Consider the following 17,649-nt stretch of genomic DNA (forward strand, 5'->3'; position numbering starts at 1 on the left):
GGGCACAGTGCAACGCTGGCGTGGCTTGGAGGACATCCCCGAGGACTGGGGACGCAGCGTCGTCACCATCGGCTCCTACGACGGGGTGCACCGCGGACACCAGCTGATCATCGGCCGGGCGGTGGAGCGGGCGCGCGAGCTCGGCGTGCCGTCGGTGGTGGTCACCTTCGATCCGCACCCGAGCGAGGTCGTACGGCCGGGCAGCCACCCGCCCCTGCTGGCCCCGCACCACCGGCGTGCGGAGCTGATGGCGGAGCTGGGCGTGGACGCGCTGCTGATCCTGCCCTTCACCACCGAGTTCTCGAAGCTGTCGCCCGCGGACTTCGTCGTGAAGGTGCTGGTCGACAAGTTGCACGCGCGCCTCGTCGTCGAGGGCCCCAACTTCCGGTTCGGGCACAAGGCGGCGGGCAACGTGGGTTTCCTGGTGGAGCTCGGCTCCACCTATGACTACGAGGTCGAGGTCATCGACCTGTTCGTGAGCGGCGAGGCGGGCGGCGGGCAGCCGTTCTCCTCGACGCTGACCCGGCGGCTGGTCGCCGAGGGCGACGTCGCGGGCGCGATGGAGATCCTCGGGCGGCCGCACCGCGTCGAGGGCGTCGTCGTGCGCGGCGCGCAGCGCGGCCGCGAACTGGGCTACCCGACCGCCAACGTGGAGACCCTGCCGCACACCGCGATCCCCGCCGACGGCGTCTACGCCGGGTGGCTGACCGCGGACGGCGAGACGATGCCCGCGGCGATCTCGGTCGGCACGAACGTGCAGTTCGACGCCACGGAGCGGACGGTCGAGGCGTACGCCATCGACCGCGTCGACCTGGACCTGTACGGGCTGCACGTGGCCGTCGACTTTCTCGCCTACCTGCGGGGGATGGAGAAGTTCGACTCCATCGACACGCTCCTGGAGCGGATGGCGGGCGATGTGAAGCGGGCCCGGCAGCTGGTCGAGGCCGAGGACGAGCGGTAGGCCGCGCAGAGCAGAGACAACTGGGCGGGGCCGCGCATTCGATGCGCGGCCCCGCCCGTTTCGTTCTATGTGAACTGCTACTGCTACTGCTGCGGCGGTGCCGGGGGCGGCGGGTAGCCGTAGCCGGGCTGCTGCTCGGGCTGGGGCTGCTGTTCCGGCTGTCCCTGCTGTCCCGGCTGCGCTCCTGGATAGGCCGGGGGCTGCTGCGGCTGCTGTGCCTGCTGCGGCGGCCAGCCCGGCATCTGCCCCTGGCCCGGCTGCCCTTGAGCAGGCTGCGGCTGGTACGGGGGCTGCGCCTGAGGCTGCTGTTGCCAGCCGGGCGGTACGGGCGCGGGCTGCTGCCCCTGACCGGGTACGGGCGCGGGCCCGCCGGGCGCGGCCTGCTGCCAGCCGCCGGGCTGTCCAGGCTGCCCCGGCTGCTGGTACGGCTGGGGCTGCTGCGGCTGCCCGCCGTACGGATCGCCGTAGGGGTTGCCGCCGTACGGACCGCCGGGCGCACCCGGCGCCTGGCCGGGGCCCTGGCCCTGGCCAGGGAACTGCCCCGGGAACTGACCGGGGTGCTGGCCCTGACCGGGGTCCGGCGCGTAACCGCCCTGCGCGGGCGAACCCATCTGCCCCTGCGGGTTGTTGACGTCGCCGGCCCACAGCCCTTGCTGCTGCTGGGCCCGTACGAAGTCCTCGGCGACCATGGCGGAGAGGTTGAAGTACGACTCGCGCGTCTTCGGCCGCATCATGTCGAGATCGACCTCCGCGCCCGCCGCCAGGTGCTCGTCGAACGGCACGACGACGACGCCGCGGCAGCGGGTCTCGAAGTGCGACACGATGTCATCGACCTTGATCATCTTGCCGGTCTCGCGGACCCCGGAGATCACTGTGATGCTGCGCGAGACGAGGTCGGCGTAGCCGTGCGCGGAGAGCCAGTCCAAGGTGGTGCTGGCGCTGGACGCGCCGTCGACCGACGGCGTCGAGATGATGATCAACTGGTGGGCGAGGTCCAGGACCCCGCGCATCGCGCTGTAGAGCAGGCCGGTGCCCGAGTCGGTGAGGATGATCGGGTACTGCTTGCCCAGCACGTCGATCGCGCGCCGGTAGTCCTCGTCGTTGAAGGTCGTGGAGACCGCCGGGTCCACGTCGTTGGCGATGATCTCCAGCCCGGAGGGCGCCTGCGACGTGAAGCGGCGGATATCCATATAGCTGTTCAGGTGCGGGATCGAGTGCACCAGGTCGCGGATGGTCGCACCCGTCTCGCGGCGAACTCGGCGGCCGAGCGTGCCCGCGTCCGGGTTGGCGTCGATCGCGAGGATCTTGTCCTGCCGCTCGCTCGCCAGCGTCGAGCCCAGGGCCGTGGTGGTCGTCGTCTTGCCGACGCCACCCTTGAGGCTGATGACGGCGATCCGGTAGCAGGAGAGGACCGGAGTGCGGATCAGCTCCAGCTTGCGCTGCCGCTCGGCCTCTTCCTTCTTTCCACCGAACTTGAACCGCGAAGCCGCGTTGCCGCCCTGCTTCTTGGGCTTCTGCTTGCCCCTGATCAGCCGGTCGGAGGAGAGCTCCACCGCCGCGGTGTACCCGAGCGGCGCGCCGTGCACGGAACGCTGCCGCTGCTCGGGGGTGACGGCCGGCCAGCCGCCGGTGCGCGGATCGACGGGGCCTTGCTGCGCGCCCTCGTAGCCGGGCCCCGGCTGCGCCGGGTCGGCGGCCGGGGGCATGGCGCCGGGCTGCGGGTAGCCGTAACCGCCCGGTGCGGCAGGGGTGTTGGCCGAGGGGGCCGGGGGTTGCTGGGCGCCCGGCCCGGGGTAGCCGTAGCCGTCCTGGGGGGCCGGGGTCGGAGCCTCGTGCGGCGCGGCCGGGGGCTGCTGGGGTGCGTACGGCGCGTACGGGCCGCCGGGCTGGGGCGCGGCGGGGGGTGCGGCCGGCGTGCCGGGCTGCGGGAAGCCGTAGCCGCCCTGCGCCGCGGACGGTCCAGCCGGGCCCGAGTATCCGTAACCGGCTTGTGGAGAAGGCGAGTTGGGCGCCTGAGCCGCTGCCGGGGCGGAGCCGTCCGCGGGCGGGGCCGGCCAGGGGGAGCCCTGCTGAACGGGACCGGCACCAGGGCCGCTCGTCGGCGCGTACGGGCCCGGCGCGGCCTGAGCCGCCGCGCCAGGCTGCTGCTCCGGAGCGGGCGGCTGGGCCCAAGGGGCGCCGCCGGTCGGAGCGGCGGCGGACGGGGGAGCCTGCGGGGGCTGCGGCGCCGCGGGCTGGAAGTCCGGCGGCAGGGGCGGCAGCCCGCCCGGCGGCGCGGGCGGCGGGGCCCAGGCCTGCGGGGGAGCGGGCGCGGCGGCGTCCGCCGGTACGGACGGTGCGGAGTCGGCCACCGCGTCCTGCGAGGCGGCGTCCGCGGGCTCGGCGGTCGCCTCTTCGCGGCGCGGCGTCGCGACCGAGAACTTCATCGTTCCCTCGCTGCGCACGTCACCGCTGGGGTGCTCTTCCTCCTCGCCGCCGTCGCGCCCCTTGGAGGGGGAGACATCGGAGGGGGCGGGGGCGTTGGCCGAGGCGTCCTGCGACTCTTCCGCGTCGCTGGTGGGTTCCGCACCGCCTGCGCGCTCCGCGGCCTCGCGGCGCAGGTCGGCGCTGGAGAACCGCATGGTCGCCCCGCCGAGCGGCACGCCGCCGCTGCCGGTGTCATCGGCAGCGGAGCCGCCGGCGGTCCGCTCCGGTTCTCCCGCCGCGCGTGCGCCGGAGGCTTCGTCATCCTGTCGGTCGCGGCCGGGGGAACTGCCGGTGTCGATGCCGGGCTCAGGGTTCTCCGTATCCCCCTCTGAGGCCGCCACCGCCGCGTGCAACTGGGCGAAGCTCGGCAGTTTCTCCGCCTCCGCTTCCCCTTCCGCCTCTGACGCGGTTGCGGGCGCGGGCGCAGCCGCGGGCGGCGCGGTCGGGACGGGGGGCACCGAGACGGGAGGCGCGGGCACGGGATTCGCCGGAGCGACTGCTGGAGCGGCGGCCGGAGCCTGCCCGCCCTGGGACTGCGGCGGTACGGGCGGCTGCGCCACAGGGGGTTGAGCGGCGGGGGGCTGCTGCGCCACGGGCGGCTCGGCGGCCTGCTGCGGCGTCCACGCCGGCTGGAACCCGCCCCCCGGCGGCGTCCCGGGACCCGGCAGCGGCATGCCCGACGGCGGCGGAGGCGTCGAAGCCCCGCCCTGGTCGCCCGACGCGTTCTGCGTGTACCAGGCAGGCGGCGTGTAGTCGATGGTGAACTCGCCCGTGTGCTCGTGCTCGGCGTCGGACCGATCCTCGCCGGCCGTCTTCCCGCCAGCGCGGCTCTCGTCCCGATCGCTGCTCACAATGCCTCCTGCTGGTGTGGTCTAGCGCCCTTGAATTTCTTGTCGGGGCCGACCGTTCCCGTCGTCCGACTGCCCGGGTTTCCCCCGTATGTGACGCAGAAGTCCTGTACTCGGAATCTCCTGCGCGTACGTACACCAAGACTAATCATCATCAGCGGTGCTATGGCAGGCCCGCCCCCGCCCTTACCGGTGTCCGATGAGTCACCTGCCCGCACGCGGCCGGTCCAGTGCGGCCCAGGGGCAAGTAGTGGCAATTGGTGCGCATCGATGCGCGGAACCGTCGCTTCACTTCCGTAACTGGACCGCTTTGATGCCGGATTCGGATATTTCCGATGATTTGTGCTGCGGGCTACCGATGCAAACGGTCGACGGGGCGGCAGACAGCAGACGTCTCCGACCGAACTCGACCGGCCCGCCCAGCACCACGCCTCGACGTCGCACACCACAACTGAGCCGCACACCACAACCAGCCCACACGTGACAACCAACCCGCGCATGCCGGCCAGCCCGCACAGCATGACCGAGCCGCACACCACCACAACCGAGCCGCCCGCCACCGAAGACATGGCGACCGAGCCGCACATCACTGAAAAGCCGCCCACCATGCCCGAAGGACAACCGTCCGCCCCGAACCCTCACCCCGTACCCCCGTACTTCGTCCCCCGACCTCTTGGGCCCCCTTGGGACCCTTGGGCCGGGCCCCTAATCCATCCGGCGCGGCCCGCCCAGCAGCCCCGTCTCGGGGTCGGTCGGCTGCGTGGCCACGTACACGCGCGAGCGGCGCGTGCACCAGAGCGTGACCCCGTCCTGAAGTGTGGACAGCGCCTCGACATCGGCCTGCGGCAGGGCCATGGCCCTGCCGATCTGGCGCGCCTCGTCCGGTGAGACCCGCTGGACGCCGACCAGTCCCGCGCTCTCCATCAGCCGAGGCGCGACGGGGCTCAGGTAGGGCAGCAGCGTCAGCACCGACTGCCAGGGCGCGGCGCTCACCCGGCCGCGCGGCGGCCGCATGCCGCAGTCGCGGACGACGAGCACCGGGCTGTGCACCGAGGGCCCCTGCGGCGGCACCCGCCCGACGTCGTGCAGCGTGACGCACTGCTGGCCGCTGTTGGCCGCCTGCGCGAGCGCCGTCCACACCTGCTGACGGCCCGTCTCCACCGTGACCCGGGCGCCCGTGCCGACCGTACGCAGGGCGATCACCTGCGACGTCCACACGCCGCCGATCAGCAGCACCTCGAAGGGCGTCGGCCGGCTCAGGCCCAGTACGGACGCCTGGCCGCGCGCGTCCTGTCCGATGACCACGCCGTCGTCGCCCACGGGCAGCGCCAGCGATTCGAACTGCTCCGGGGTCAGCTCGTGCCGCTGGCGGCGCGGGCCGATCAGCCCGAAGCCGAACCGGGAGGTGCGTATCCGCGGGGCGGGCGGCGCCGGGGCGGGGCTGGGCGCGTCGGTGCGGCCCGCACCGGGGAAGCCCTGCGGGCCGCCGGCGGGCTGGGCCGCGGACGGGGTGGTGGTCGTCGGCGTGGCCATCAGCGGGTACCTCCGAGGGGCAGTGTGGCGAGGACGCCGGGAACCTGTTCGCGATCCAGCCGTACGAGCCCGACCTTGACCCCGCGCGCCGTGCGCTCCATCTCCCGCCGAACGGCGACCAGTTCGTCCGCGCTGCGGCCCGTGATCCGCACATGGCCGGTCACCGTCGGGGCGTGTCGCCCGTTCTGCGTGCCGCCCCGCCCCAGGGTGAGGCTCAGCGTCGTCGACAGCGCGGGCAGCGAGGTCAGCAGCGCCGCCAACTGGGGCAGCGGCGTCGCCGACGGCCCCAACTGCGGCCAGCGGCCGACCCAGTACGTGGTGTGCCACCGGTCGTCGCAGCGCCAGGTCCGGGAGCTCTCGACCGTCCGCCGCGTGGGCGCGTTCGTCCGCCCCGCCTGCGCCGTGGCCATCGGGTTCGCGCTCGCGGCGGTCGCTATCGCCGCCGTCAGCCCCTCCTCCGTGAGCACCGTCACCCCGAAACCGGCCCCCTGCAACCGGCTCGCCAGCTGATCCGCCGCTCGCAGCACACACCGCTGCGCGCCCTCCAGACCGCCGCCCCTGGCCTCGACGGCCTCCGGGCAGAGCTCGGGGTTGAGCTTCAGCGCGACCCAGGTCAGCCGCACCGCGGGCGCCCCGGTCTGCGCCTGCAACGGCACGTAGTTACGGGCCGCCACCGCCTGCTCCGGCAGATGCGGCGCGGGCGCGGGCAGCGCGCTCTGCACGATCTGCACGGACTCCAGCCGGATGCCTTCCACCTCCATCGCGTCCCGCAGCAGCGCCAGCGGCAGGGGCCGCTGCGTGCGCTGCGGACGCAAGGGGGAGTCCACGGCCTCGATCTGGAGGACCGCCGTCAGGAACGTCCCGTCCCCGACCATGCCGACCGGCCGCCGCTCGCGGTCCGTGAACGTGCTCGTCGCCAGTGCGGGTTCGCACTCCACCGCGGGCGCGAAGCTCGGGTCCGTACCCGCGTCGAGCGGCTGCGCCGCCTGCCGCTTCCGCCGGCGCAGCGCGAGCGCCGTCGCCAGCCATTCCGCGATCGGGCGGCGTCCGCGGCGTACGAGCGCGAGCAGCACCAGCACCACGGCCACCACCGAGGCCGGGATCAGCGCCATCTTGCCGATGGCCCAGCCCACGAGGACGACCGCGGCCGCGACCTCGATCAGCACGAGCTGCTGCAACCGCAGCGGCCCCATGCTCCCGGGCCGCGAGGAGGTCCGCGGCACCACCGCGCCCGTCGCGGCGGCCGGCGCGGAGGCGGCCGGAGCGGTCGTCCGCGACGAGCCCCGGCGGCCCGGCCGCCGCCGCCCCGGAGAGCCTCCCGCGCTCCCCGTATCCCGCGTATCCCGCGAAGTCCGTACGCGCGTCCCGGCAGTCATCCCCGCCAATGCCCCCTCAATGTCCGAAACGCACCAGCCTGGAGCGGTCGCTGTCCGTATCGAGACGGTCCCCCGGCACCATGCGTCATTCGTCTACGGGCATAGTAGAGGGTCCGTATGACAGGGGGACCGAGGGCGGCACCCGTCAACCGAGGCCGAACAACGGGGAGAAACGGCTAGACATGGCATCACGGCGGGACGAGCTCAATGCCTATACCTTTGCGAAGAAGCGGACAGTCGCCGCGTTTCTGCAACCCTCGCCCACCGGCACCGAGGAAGGAGCCCCGCGCCCGCTGCGCACGGTCCTGCCGAGCGTCGTCGTCGGGGCGCTGATCCTCGCCGGTTTCGGCGCCTGGGGCATGTTCAAACCCACCGCCCCCAAGGGCTGGGACGACGTCGCGGCACACGTCATCGTCGGCAGCGACTCGACGACCCGCTATGTCGTACTGAAGACGGACAAGAAGAAGCAGCTCCACCCCGTCCTCAACCTCGCCTCCGCCAAGCTCCTCCTCACCCCCGAGAAATCCAGCGTGATCAAGGTGAAGGAGTCCGAGCTCGACAGCGGAAAGATCTCCCGCGGCCCCACGCTCGGAATTCCGTACGCGCCGGACCGCATGCCCAGCGCCGACGAAGCGGGCAAGAAGAAGCAGTGGGCGGTCTGCGAACAGCCCGGCGGAAACGGGAAGACCACCCAGAAGGCCGTCTTCCTCTTCGCCGACCGCGACCCCAAGGGGCAGCAGCTCGACTCCCACCGGCTGCACGGCAAGCAGGCCCTGTACGTGGAGGGCCAGGACCACTCCCGCTACCTGGTCGACCCGAGCGGCACCAAATACCTGATCGGCGGCCCCGGCTGGAAGGCCAAGAAGAACGCCGACTACAACCTGCTGCTCCGCTCGATCTTCCGGGACGGCACCCAGCCGCAGCCCGTCACCAAGGACTGGCTGGCCACCTTCCACGACGGCGCGCCCATCGACTTCCCCGAGATCCCCGGCCAGATCGGCGCCAACGCCGGCGTACCGACCCTCAGCGCCAAGGCCAACCACGTCGGGACGGTCCTGGAGGCGCCCACGGGCACCGGCACCCAGAAGTACGTCGTGCTCCAGGGGAAGGTCCAGCGCGTCTCCGACTTCGTCGCCAACCTGCTGCTCAGCAGCCGCGACCTCAGCAAGCTGGGACAGGCCGGGACCGCCGAGCGGGTGGGCGCCGCGGACTTCACGCCGGACGCGGACGAATATTACGGCCAGTACCACTGGCCCGCCGAGATCCCCGACAAGGCGAACTCCATCGACCCGGCCGCCGGCAGCGGCGCCAAGAACACCGTGTGCAGCATCTTCAACGGCGTCGACGCCAAGGGCGCCCCGCAGCTCGCCGCCTGGGCCGGCACCGACTACCCGGCCACCCTCCCCGACGGCGCCACCAGCGCGTACGTCACCCCCGGCGCCGGCATCCTCTACCGCCAGGTGACGGGCCGGCAGACCAAGAGCGGCTCGGTCTTCCTCGTCACCGACACCGGCCTGCGGTACGCCGTCCAGTCCAACAACGACAGCGGCGCCGGCAAGTCGAAGATCGGCGACGACGGCGAAGCCAAGAACGGCGGCCAGGACCAGGACCAGGACTCGGGGGAGCCCGGCGAGTCCGCGGCCCCCGAGCAGCCGGCGGCCAACCAGGCCCAGACCCGGCTCGGCTACCAGAAGGTGAACCCGATCCCCGTACCCGCCAACTGGTCGGAGTTCCTGCCGACCGGCCCCCGGCTGGACACCAACAGCGCCAAGCAGCCGCAGGGCTCGTAGGGGAGTGGGCATGAGGACAGCCAACGTGATGACGCCCGCCCGTACCCGTATCGCCGCGCTTCTGACGACGTCGGCGGCCCTGACCACGCTGATGGCGGGGACCGCTACGGCCGCCGAGCAGGCGTCCGCGCCCGCTACCCGGCCCGACGGCAGCGGCCAGTGCACCTACCCCGCCAAACAGATCAAGGGCACGCCCTGGTCGCTGCAGCGCGTCATGCTGGACCAGCTCTGGCAGGACACCAAGGGCAAGCGGCCCGACGGCCGGCCCATCCGCGTCGCCGTCATCGACACCGGCGTGGACATCAAGAACCCGCAGCTGAAGGATGCGGTCGACGCCAAGAGCGGCGCCGACCTGCTCCCCAAGCCGAAGGACAAGAACAAGGAGAGCCCGCCCGGCGGCGCCACGACCGACGTCGTCGGCCACGGCACCAAGGTCGCGGGCATCATCGCGGCCCGCAAGGCGCCGGGCACCGGCTTCGTCGGCATCGCCCCCGAGGCGACGATCATCCCGATCCGGCAGAACGACGAAAAGGGCACCGGAAACACCACGACCATGGCCACCGGCATCGAGAAGGCCCTGGCCGCCCACGCCGACGTCATCAACATCTCCCAGGACACCGTCACCCCGCTCAAGGCCGACAGCGCCCTGGAACGAGCCGTCGAGAAGGCCATCGACTCGGGCGTCGTCGTCGTGGCCTCGGCCGGCAACGACGGCCTCGACGGCAAGGTGAAGCAGACCTACCCGGCCGCCTACGAGGGCGTCCTAGCCGTCGGTGCCTCCGACCGCAACAACGAACGCGCCGCCTTCTCCCAGTCCGGCGACTTCGTCGGCGTAGCCGCCCCCGGCGTCGAAATGGTCTCCACCGTCCCCAAGGGCGGCCAGTGCGTCGACAACGGCACCAGCTTCTCCGCCCCGTACGTGGCCGGGGTCGCCGCCCTCATCCGCGCCAAGCACCACAACTGGACGCCCAAGCAGGTCGTCGCCCAGATCGAGCAGACCGCCGAACGCGCCGTCAACGCCCACGACCGCTACATCGGCTGGGGCGTAGTCGACCCCGTCCGAGCCCTCAACGAGGACGACCACCCCATCAACCACGTCACCCTCAACCAGGGCTCCGCCCACAACGTCGAAGCCCCCCGACCCGCCGCCCTCGCCGTGGGCGAGACCCCCCAGCAGCGCGAGGAACGCCTGGCGACCTACGCACTGGGCGGCGCGGCCGTCATCGTCGCCGTCATCGCAGGCGCAGCCATCGTCACCCGCGACCGCAAACGCCGCCGCGGGGTCTGAGCCCGGGGCGCGTCAACGCCCCCGCAGAGGAAGCCAATTCCCCATGACGCAGCCGCCGCCGGAGCAGCCCTTCGACCAACGCCCTACCGCTCCACCGGGCTTCGGCCCGCCTCCTCTCTCTCCCTTCACCGCCTCGGCTCTGAAAGCCGTCCCGGACCAGGCCCGCCGCGGTAGACGCCGCACAATCCTCACCCTCGTCCTCGCGTTACTGCTCGCCGCGGGCCTGGGCACGGGTGGGTGGCTGCTGTGGAGCGGAGAACCCGCGGCCGAGCCGAGCCCGCAGCACCGCGTTGACGCCCGGCTTGAGTGGCTGACCCCCGTGCCGGACGCGGACAAGGACAGCATGGACGCGACGGCCACCACCTGGTTCGCGAAGGGCAATGTCATCCAGACCACCGCGCGAGCGGTCACGGCCTACCGTGAAGACGGCGGTAAGCCGAGTTGGTCGGTGCCGGTACCCGGGGTCGCGTGCGGCTCTTCGCCCAGGCCTGATGGCGGCATCGCCGCAATCGCCTACGGAAAACAGAAGTACCACTGCGATCAGTTGATGGCTGTGGACTTGAGACACGGACGCAGCCTCTGGCACAAGAACCTCGCCGATTCCCGCGGCGACGATCAGCTCTATCAGAATGCGAACATCTCCGTTTCCCGTGGAGTCGTCACCCTGTCGGGAAACACCCGCACTGTCGCCTTCACGGCTGACAAGGGAAGTCCGGTCAAACGCCGGGACAACGGCTGCGTACCGCGGGGCGACGTCGCCAGCGGGGGCCAGGACCTGTCCCTGGTCCAGTGCGATCTGTCCGGGCGTCAATTCCTCATGCGAGTGGATCCGAAGACCGGCATCGAGAAGTGGACGTGGAAGGTGCTCGACGGCGTCACGGTGCACAACATCCTGTCCGTCGATCCGGCCGTGGTGACTATCGGGCGTGAAGGCGAGAGTGATGTTTCGAATATCGCGCTCCTCGATGACCAAGGTCATCTCAAGAAAATGATCTCTCTCACGTCCGGTCCGTACGCTCTGGGCTGCAACCACATGAAGCTGGATTCGTGTCGCTTGGCGCTCGTCGCCGGCGGCAGCATCTATCTCGCGACGGGGAACGATGATGGTGTGCGCGCCGACACCATCGCCGCCTTCGATGCAGCGACAGGGGAAAGGCGCTGGTCTGTGCGACTTCCGGGACAGCGCGAGAACAGGCCTTTGGCCCTGCACGACGGGCGCCTGCTGGTGTATCAGGAGGCCACCCAGGACGAGAGTGGAAGGGTGTTCTCCCTGGACCCGTCGACCGGCGGTTCCAAGCTCCATCTGAAGCTGCCGACCCAATCCGCCGAAGCCGAGAAGAAAATCGCCCACAACGGATTCGCGTACTTCCGTGACGATCATCTCTATCTGGTCGCCGGCGACGGCGCGAGCGGAAACTCGCTCCTGATGTCCTACCGCTGAGCACCCGCCACCGACCACTGATGAACGATCGAGGAGCCGAACCAGTGTCGCATCCGTCGCCCCACGGCAGCATGCCTACGGCCGGGGCATGGGGCAGCCCGCCCACCGCTCCGTCGCGCCCACCGCGGTCCCCGCGACGCAGGTCCTTGCTCATCGCCATTGCGGTCGTCGTCCTCTGCGCTTGTGTCGGTTGCGCCATCTGGCTGTTCGACAGCCGATCGAACCCCGCAGCCGACGCGGACAAGTCTGCGGCGCCGAGAGCGGGCACGATCGCTTGGACCGCGCAGGCCCGCACGAAACCCTCGAAAGGCGCGAACACGGCTCTCGGCACATGGTTCACCGACTCGCTGGTCGTCAAGGCCGAACCGGACATGCTGACCGCCTACGACATCAAAAGCGGCGAAAAGAAATGGTCGTTCATCCTCTCGGGCACCTTGTGCGCGGCCTCGCGCGAAGCCGACGGGAACCGGGTTGTCATCGCGACGTTGTTCGGGCAAGTCTGCACCGACGTCACCGCCGTCGACCTCCGTACGGGCGAACGCTCCTGGGAGCAGTCCATCGCCACAGAAGAGAAAGCGGGACCCGCGCTGACTCCCGCCAAGTGGCGCAAGGCCCCTCTGGCCATCGCTGTGCACGGAGGCTACGCCTATCTTTCCTGGGCCACCGGAGAGGAAAGCCGCAGTCTCGTCGACGGTAAACGCGTGTCCCAGCAGAAGCGCAAGGCCTGTGAGATGGTCAACGCTGCCGGTGGCCCTGAACTCATCTCCACCGCCTACTGCGGCAGCACCTCCACGATTCGTTCGCTCGATCCGAGAGACTTGCGCAAACCCAAGTGGTCCAGCACGATGGCCAAGGGAACTTTCGCCTCCTCGATCATTTCAACCCGCCCGGCGGTCGTGATGACGAGCCGTGACACGGGCGGAGCCGCCGCTTTCAGCGTCTTCGATTCGGCCACCGGTCACCGCGGGGCGGACATCGCCGCCAACGACTTCTGGCAACTCGGCAGTTGCTTCCTGACGGCCACAGGCTGCACAGGGGCTTTGGTCGAAGGGGACATCCTGTATGTCGGTGGAAAAGGTATGGGGATGGCGTACAGCCTCACCGACGGGAAGAGCCGCTGGACTTACAAGTCCGATACGAACCGCACTACCTTCCCCGTCGCTGTGGCCGGGGACCGGGGCAAGGTGGCCTTCTATACCGTTCCGTCCAGTGAGCGCCCCGGTCGGCTGTCCTACGTATCGGTGAAGACCGGCAGCGCGGTACGAACCATTACGCATGCAGACGCCACACGAGCGCGTGAAGCCACTGCACAGACGCATGGGGGCACGGTCCTGCGCATTGCTGGCGACCGACTGCTGGTGGTCGACGCCAACGACATCCCCACCGAGGCCACGGACACGATCCTGGCCATCGCTGGATAGGCCGATGGCCGACCGCCCGCTGGAGAGCAGCTCAGGGGTGCTACGGGGGCAGGGGCGTACGCAGGAACCTGTTACTGATCTGACAACATGCTTTGACCATTTTGACGTTGGGGTCGGAGCGACGAGTGGATAGAGTGTTCAAGCGGCGTCGCCGGTAACAGGGGGAGGAACAAGGTGGAGCTGAGAGCGCTGAGCGCGTCGGTGCAGACTCCGTTCGGCAAGAACCTGGTCAAGGAAGCGGAGACGCTGGCCAAGTTCAAGAGCCGTGTCGACAAGGTACTGACCGATCTTGAAAAGTCCCCCGCGTCGCATAAGAGCATCGACCATCAGGTGATCCCGTCGGACGCCTATGGAACATTCGATTCCGCGAAGAAGCTGTCCGCCAAGTACGCCGCTGTCCATGAGCGCCTCTCGGCACTGTCCAAGATCTTCGGCGACCAGATCGAGGCCATGGGGTTGACGGCACTGGTGGCCGAGAAGGGCTACGACGGTATCGACGAGGAGCAGGCGGCGAGGCTGCGGCAGATCCAGGCTCAGGTACGTAAGAACTACCGCGCGCCGGAACCCGAGCACGCGCCAGGCGCACCAGCGCGCAGCAACGCCAAGGAACTCGGAGCAGAGAAGGCCTGACGGGGGCGAAGATGGGACACGGGAAGTTCGACGGCGAGAGTCATGAGCAGCTCTACAGCATGATCTCCGGCGCCAAGCCGAGCCTGTTCAGCGACGCGGAGGCAGCGCTGAACAAGGCGCATACCGACATCAGCGCCATCGGCGAAGAGTTCAAGGCCCATGTCGAGCGGGTGAAGTGGGAAGGCGAAGGCGCCGACTCCTTCCGTGCGTGGGGCGCCGAAATGGCGAAGCAGACGCTTGTGATGGCCGAATACACCAAGGGTGTCGGCAAGTGGATCGGCCACGCCGGAAAAGGCCTGAGCGCCGGCCAGAGCGAAATGCCTCCGGTGGCCGACATGTGCTACGTGGATCCGGAGAAGGACGCGAAGCGGCGGCTCGACTCGAACAAGAAGCTCGATGAGGCCATCAAAGCAATGGAGAAGGCGGACTCCTATGTGACGGTGGCGCAGGAGGGGCTGGAGGGGCTCAAGGAGCCCAACTTTCCGCTGTTGCCGACTGATCTCGGCGCCCCTGACGTCGGTGGATACGAGCGTCCTCTGGGAGCACCCCCTTCAGGGGGCAGCACCGCTGGCGGCGGGGCCACTTCACACACTGTTTCGCTGCCTTACGCCGCTGATACGGGTGGCGGAGCAGATCCGGTGCCCGGCCACCTCTCGCACCACGGGGGAACGGACGGGGTCCGCCACCTGGTCGAGACGGATCGGCAGGGGAACGAGACGGCCGATACGACCATCGACTCCACGACTACGTCGCCGTCACCCGATACGACGAACCACACCATGCCCGATCATGGTGCGCGTCCAAGTGGCACTAGCAGCGCGACAAGCCCCTTCGTGCCGGGGCCGCTTCCGCCGAACATGCCGTCCAGCAGCAGGGGTGCCGGGAAGTTCGCGTCGGGCCGTGTCAGCGGCTTCCCCGAGGGCAGCGTGAACTCATCACCTCGGACAGTCGCTGTTCCGCGCGTCGGAGCGAATGACGGAGTCGTCGGTGGCACCCCTGCGGACAGGTCCGCTCGGCCCACTGGTCCGCGTCTTCCACGAGGGACAGTCGTCGGGGAGGAACGAGGCCTTATGAGCGGGGCGCCTATGAGGCGAGCGCCCACGGGTGTGGGTGGCTACGGTGCGGGATCCGGGCAGTCCGGGGCCGCGGCCGATATCCCGGGGCGTCGGCCGGCTTCGGAACCGGGAGGTTCAACCGGCCGCCCCCGTGCCTCACGAGAGGGACGTCCCGAATTCACTCAGGGAGGGTCGGGACTGGTGCGTGGAAATCACGCTACGGAGGCGATGCCGCCACGCTCCGGGACCAAGTCTCCCGGCAAGGGCAGCCGTCGTGCAGGGGTCAGGCCCGATTACCTGACGGAAGACGAAGAGACGTGGCAGAGAGGGCGGCGCGATCCCGTTCCGCCGGTCATCGACTGAGCCGCCCGCCCGCCAGCCGTGCCACGCCGAGGAGAGCGTCGCCACATGCGATTTCAGATTCAGAGGCTGCGACGCCGTGTCCTGTCGGCCACGGCGTTGTGCGGCGTCGGGCTCGTCTCACTGGGAGGCCTCGGCCCTGCGGCCGCAGCGGCGGACATCCGCTCCAAGCAGTGGTATTTGCAGGACATGCAAGCGGACAACATGTGGAAGGTGAGTAAGGGCGAGGGAGTTACGGTCGCTGTCATCGACTCTGGAGTCGACGCACAGCTCCCCGAGCTGGGGGGCCAGGTGCTGGCAGGTGCTGATTTCACCAAGAGCCCGGCGGGAGCGCACAAGGATTCGAATGGGCACGGGACGAACATGGCTGCCCTCATTGCTGGGACAGGGAAAGAGGGCGGGATCCAAGGGCTCGCCCCTGAAGCCAAGATTCTTCCGGTGAAGGTGACAGTCAACCAGAAGACGGAAATTGTCGACCAAATGCTGGCGAAGGCTATGCGCTATGCGGTCGACCATGATGCTCGCGTCATCAATGTCTCGCTGGCCCCGGTAGGGCCGCCGTCATACTTCACGAAGTTCAAAGCGGCAGTGGACTACGCCATGGGGAAGGGAAGTCTGGTAGTCGCCGGCGTGGGTAACAGCGGTGACAAAGAGAACTTGCCCGCGTACCCGTCCTCCTTCCCTGGTGTTCTCGGCATCGGAGCCATGGACCGCCGGGGTGAGGTCACCAAGTGGTCGAATCATGGTGATCAGGTGGGTCTCGTGGCCTTTGGCGACGAGCTTCCGGAGCACTGTACGAAGAGCGAGGGAATCTGTATGGCGGGGGGCACCAGCCAAGCTACTGCCATCACTTCGGCCTCAGCCGCTCTGATCAGGTCCAAGCATCCCGAATGGTCACCGAACCAGGTGCTCCGGGTCATGATGGAAACCGCAGGCAAACCCGCGAAGGCCAAGCTGCCGAGCAAGTATCTGGGATACGGCAGTATTCGCCCCCGCAAGGTGCTCGTCGATGGCGAGGGGAACCCCGGCCCGGCCGATGTCAACCCACTCCTGGCGGCGAACCAGAAGAGCACGGCCTCTGGTTCCCCGACGCCCGCCCCGTCAAGCGGGAAATCAACTGAGGGCGGCCAGGGCGAGACCAAGACCGACAGCGCCGCCTCGGCGGAGTCAAAGAGTTCCAGCACTGGCGGCAATACGGTGCTGTGGACTGTTGTCGGCGTGGCGGCAGTTGTACTCCTCGGCGGCCTTGCTGTCTTCATGCGCCGTCGCGCGAGGTGAAAGAAGTGTGAATGATGAGCGAGGTGGTGCGAGCAGCTGCAACAATGGCAGTACGCCCGAGCGATACACAGCGAACCCATTCCGGTTCGCGCACTTCAGTGAGCCAGGGGCGACGAGCTTTACTGTCTCACTGACAACTCATGGGGGAAGGTAGACCATGTCCGGCAATCAGAAGATCAGTGACGCAGCGTTCAAGAAGTTCTCGGACTCTATGGACGAGACGAGCCAGGCCTTTTCGTCGAATCTGCGGACCTTGGCGAACGCAATCGCCAACCTCGACGGCGGTCAGTGGAAGGGCGAGGGGCACGCGGCCTTCAGGAAGGCCCAGATCGCCCTCAACGACGATCACGACGCGGTGCGTCGGCTGCTCGACGGCATTCGAGAGGCGGTTGTCCTCACGCACCGTGCGAGCGGCGCCAACGATGGCGAGATCGCTTCCAGCTTGAACAAGGTCGATGTCAACGGGGCGGCTCCCGGCGGCCATCTCTCCAGCAAGATCGATGGCTTCGCGTAGCAGACCGACAATCCAAGACATCACCATCAAGGAATGGAGGGCCAAGTGTCCGACGGAGAGCTTGCAGTTCACTACGGCTCGGTAGAGCAGACCGCCAGCGACATCGAGCGCGTTGCGGCGCGACTGCAGGAAGAGATCGAGAAGATGCGGTCGGCGGTCGCCAACGTCGCAGAGGGCTGGGAAGGTGAGGCCCACAACATGATGAAGCAGGCCGACGGCATCTTCCACGCCCGGAGCGTCCACATCCAGCAGACCCTCAAGGACGTCGCGAACCGCGTCCGCACGGGTTCCGCGCAGTACCACGCGACGGACAAGAAGGCCTCTCAGCTGTTCGACATCAGCTACTGAGCCCGGGGCGATTAAGCCCGATGGGGTGGGCAGCCGGCCGACGGCTGCCCACCCCATCCGCGTACTCACTTCAGATCGAACTCACCATCCCGCGCCCCGAGCACGAAGGCGCGCCACTCGCCTTCCGTGTAGCGCAAGACGGTCTCCGGATCCGCGGACGACCGCATGGCCACCGCGCCATCCGGCAGATAGGCGATCTCCACCCGCTCCGCGGACGTGTCGCCGGGGGCGCTCACCCACTCGACATCCGAGATGTCGAGCGCGTACAGCTCAGCCTTCTCGCGTTCATCAGACATCGGTCAAGAACTCCTTCGGTGACGGGAATCGAAATCGTGCCTAG

At 69.3% G+C, this 17,649-nt stretch carries 14 protein-coding genes; 10 read left to right on the forward strand and 4 right to left on the reverse strand.

Features of this window, described 5'->3' with window-relative positions; genetic code table 11:
• Positions 1-7: 7 nt before the first annotated feature.
• A complete protein-coding gene (locus tag AB0I22_RS34785) occupies positions 8-961 on the forward strand; it encodes a bifunctional riboflavin kinase/FAD synthetase (protein WP_363134997.1) in 954 nt (317 codons plus the stop codon).
• Between the two features lie 83 nt (positions 962-1,044).
• Here the strand turns inward: AB0I22_RS34785 and AB0I22_RS34790 are convergent, their stop codons facing one another.
• From AB0I22_RS34790 to eccE, 3 genes are all read right to left on the reverse strand, one after another.
• Positions 1,045-4,278: an SCO5717 family growth-regulating ATPase gene (locus tag AB0I22_RS34790; RefSeq protein WP_363134998.1), complete on the reverse strand. Its 3,234-nt coding sequence runs from the start codon at positions 4,276-4,278 to the stop codon at positions 1,045-1,047.
• A gap of 702 nt (positions 4,279-4,980) precedes the next feature.
• Entirely contained in the window at positions 4,981-5,808 is an 828-nt protein-coding gene (locus tag AB0I22_RS34795; RefSeq protein WP_363134999.1) for a hypothetical protein, read from the reverse strand.
• Positions 5,808-7,184 carry a type VII secretion protein EccE gene (eccE, locus tag AB0I22_RS34800; protein WP_363135000.1) on the reverse strand — a complete coding sequence of 459 codons (1,377 nt, stop codon included), beginning with the start codon at positions 7,182-7,184 and terminating at the stop codon, positions 5,808-5,810. Before eccE ends, AB0I22_RS34795 begins: the two co-directional genes overlap by 1 nt.
• 182 nt (positions 7,185-7,366) lie before the next feature.
• Here eccE and eccB point away from each other — a divergent pair, with 182 nt between their 5' ends.
• The 9 genes from eccB (at position 7,367) to AB0I22_RS34845 (ending at position 17,309) form a co-directional block, all read left to right on the forward strand.
• Complete coding sequence (gene eccB / locus AB0I22_RS34805) at positions 7,367-8,974, forward strand: type VII secretion protein EccB (RefSeq protein WP_363135001.1); 1,608 nt, start codon at positions 7,367-7,369, stop codon at positions 8,972-8,974.
• Between the two features lie 91 nt (positions 8,975-9,065).
• A complete protein-coding gene (gene mycP, locus AB0I22_RS34810; protein WP_363135025.1) occupies positions 9,066-10,262 on the forward strand; it encodes a type VII secretion-associated serine protease mycosin in 1,197 nt (398 codons plus the stop codon).
• Positions 10,263-10,305: 43 nt separating this feature from the next.
• Entirely contained in the window at positions 10,306-11,703 is a 1,398-nt protein-coding gene (locus tag AB0I22_RS34815; protein WP_363135002.1) for a PQQ-binding-like beta-propeller repeat protein, read from the forward strand.
• Between the two features lie 146 nt (positions 11,704-11,849).
• On the forward strand, positions 11,850-13,124 hold the full coding sequence (locus AB0I22_RS34820; protein ID WP_363135003.1) for a PQQ-binding-like beta-propeller repeat protein: 1,275 nt from the start codon (positions 11,850-11,852) through the stop codon (positions 13,122-13,124).
• A gap of 174 nt (positions 13,125-13,298) precedes the next feature.
• The gene (locus AB0I22_RS34825) at positions 13,299-13,754 is read left to right on the forward strand and encodes a hypothetical protein (RefSeq protein ID WP_363135004.1); all 456 of its coding nucleotides are present in this window, start codon (positions 13,299-13,301) and stop codon (positions 13,752-13,754) included.
• An 11-nt stretch (positions 13,755-13,765) separates the two neighbouring features.
• On the forward strand, positions 13,766-15,172 hold the full coding sequence (locus AB0I22_RS34830; protein ID WP_363135005.1) for a hypothetical protein: 1,407 nt from the start codon (positions 13,766-13,768) through the stop codon (positions 15,170-15,172).
• Between the two features lie 45 nt (positions 15,173-15,217).
• Entirely contained in the window at positions 15,218-16,447 is a 1,230-nt protein-coding gene (locus tag AB0I22_RS34835; RefSeq protein WP_363135006.1) for a S8 family serine peptidase, read from the forward strand.
• Positions 16,448-16,604: 157 nt separating this feature from the next.
• A complete protein-coding gene (locus AB0I22_RS34840; protein WP_363135007.1) occupies positions 16,605-16,961 on the forward strand; it encodes a WXG100 family type VII secretion target in 357 nt (118 codons plus the stop codon).
• A gap of 45 nt (positions 16,962-17,006) precedes the next feature.
• On the forward strand, positions 17,007-17,309 hold the full coding sequence (locus tag AB0I22_RS34845; RefSeq protein ID WP_363135008.1) for a WXG100 family type VII secretion target: 303 nt from the start codon (positions 17,007-17,009) through the stop codon (positions 17,307-17,309).
• Positions 17,310-17,374: 65 nt separating this feature from the next.
• Here AB0I22_RS34845 and AB0I22_RS34850 read toward each other — a convergent pair whose 3' ends face one another.
• Positions 17,375-17,605 (reverse strand): DUF397 domain-containing protein, encoded by a 231-nt coding sequence (locus tag AB0I22_RS34850; RefSeq protein ID WP_363135009.1) that lies wholly within the window; start codon positions 17,603-17,605, stop codon positions 17,375-17,377.
• Positions 17,606-17,649 lie beyond the last annotated feature (44 nt).

The sequence above is a fragment of the Streptomyces sp. NPDC050610 genome (assembly GCF_040654875.1).
Classification (GTDB): Bacteria; Actinomycetota; Actinomycetes; order Streptomycetales; family Streptomycetaceae; genus Streptomyces.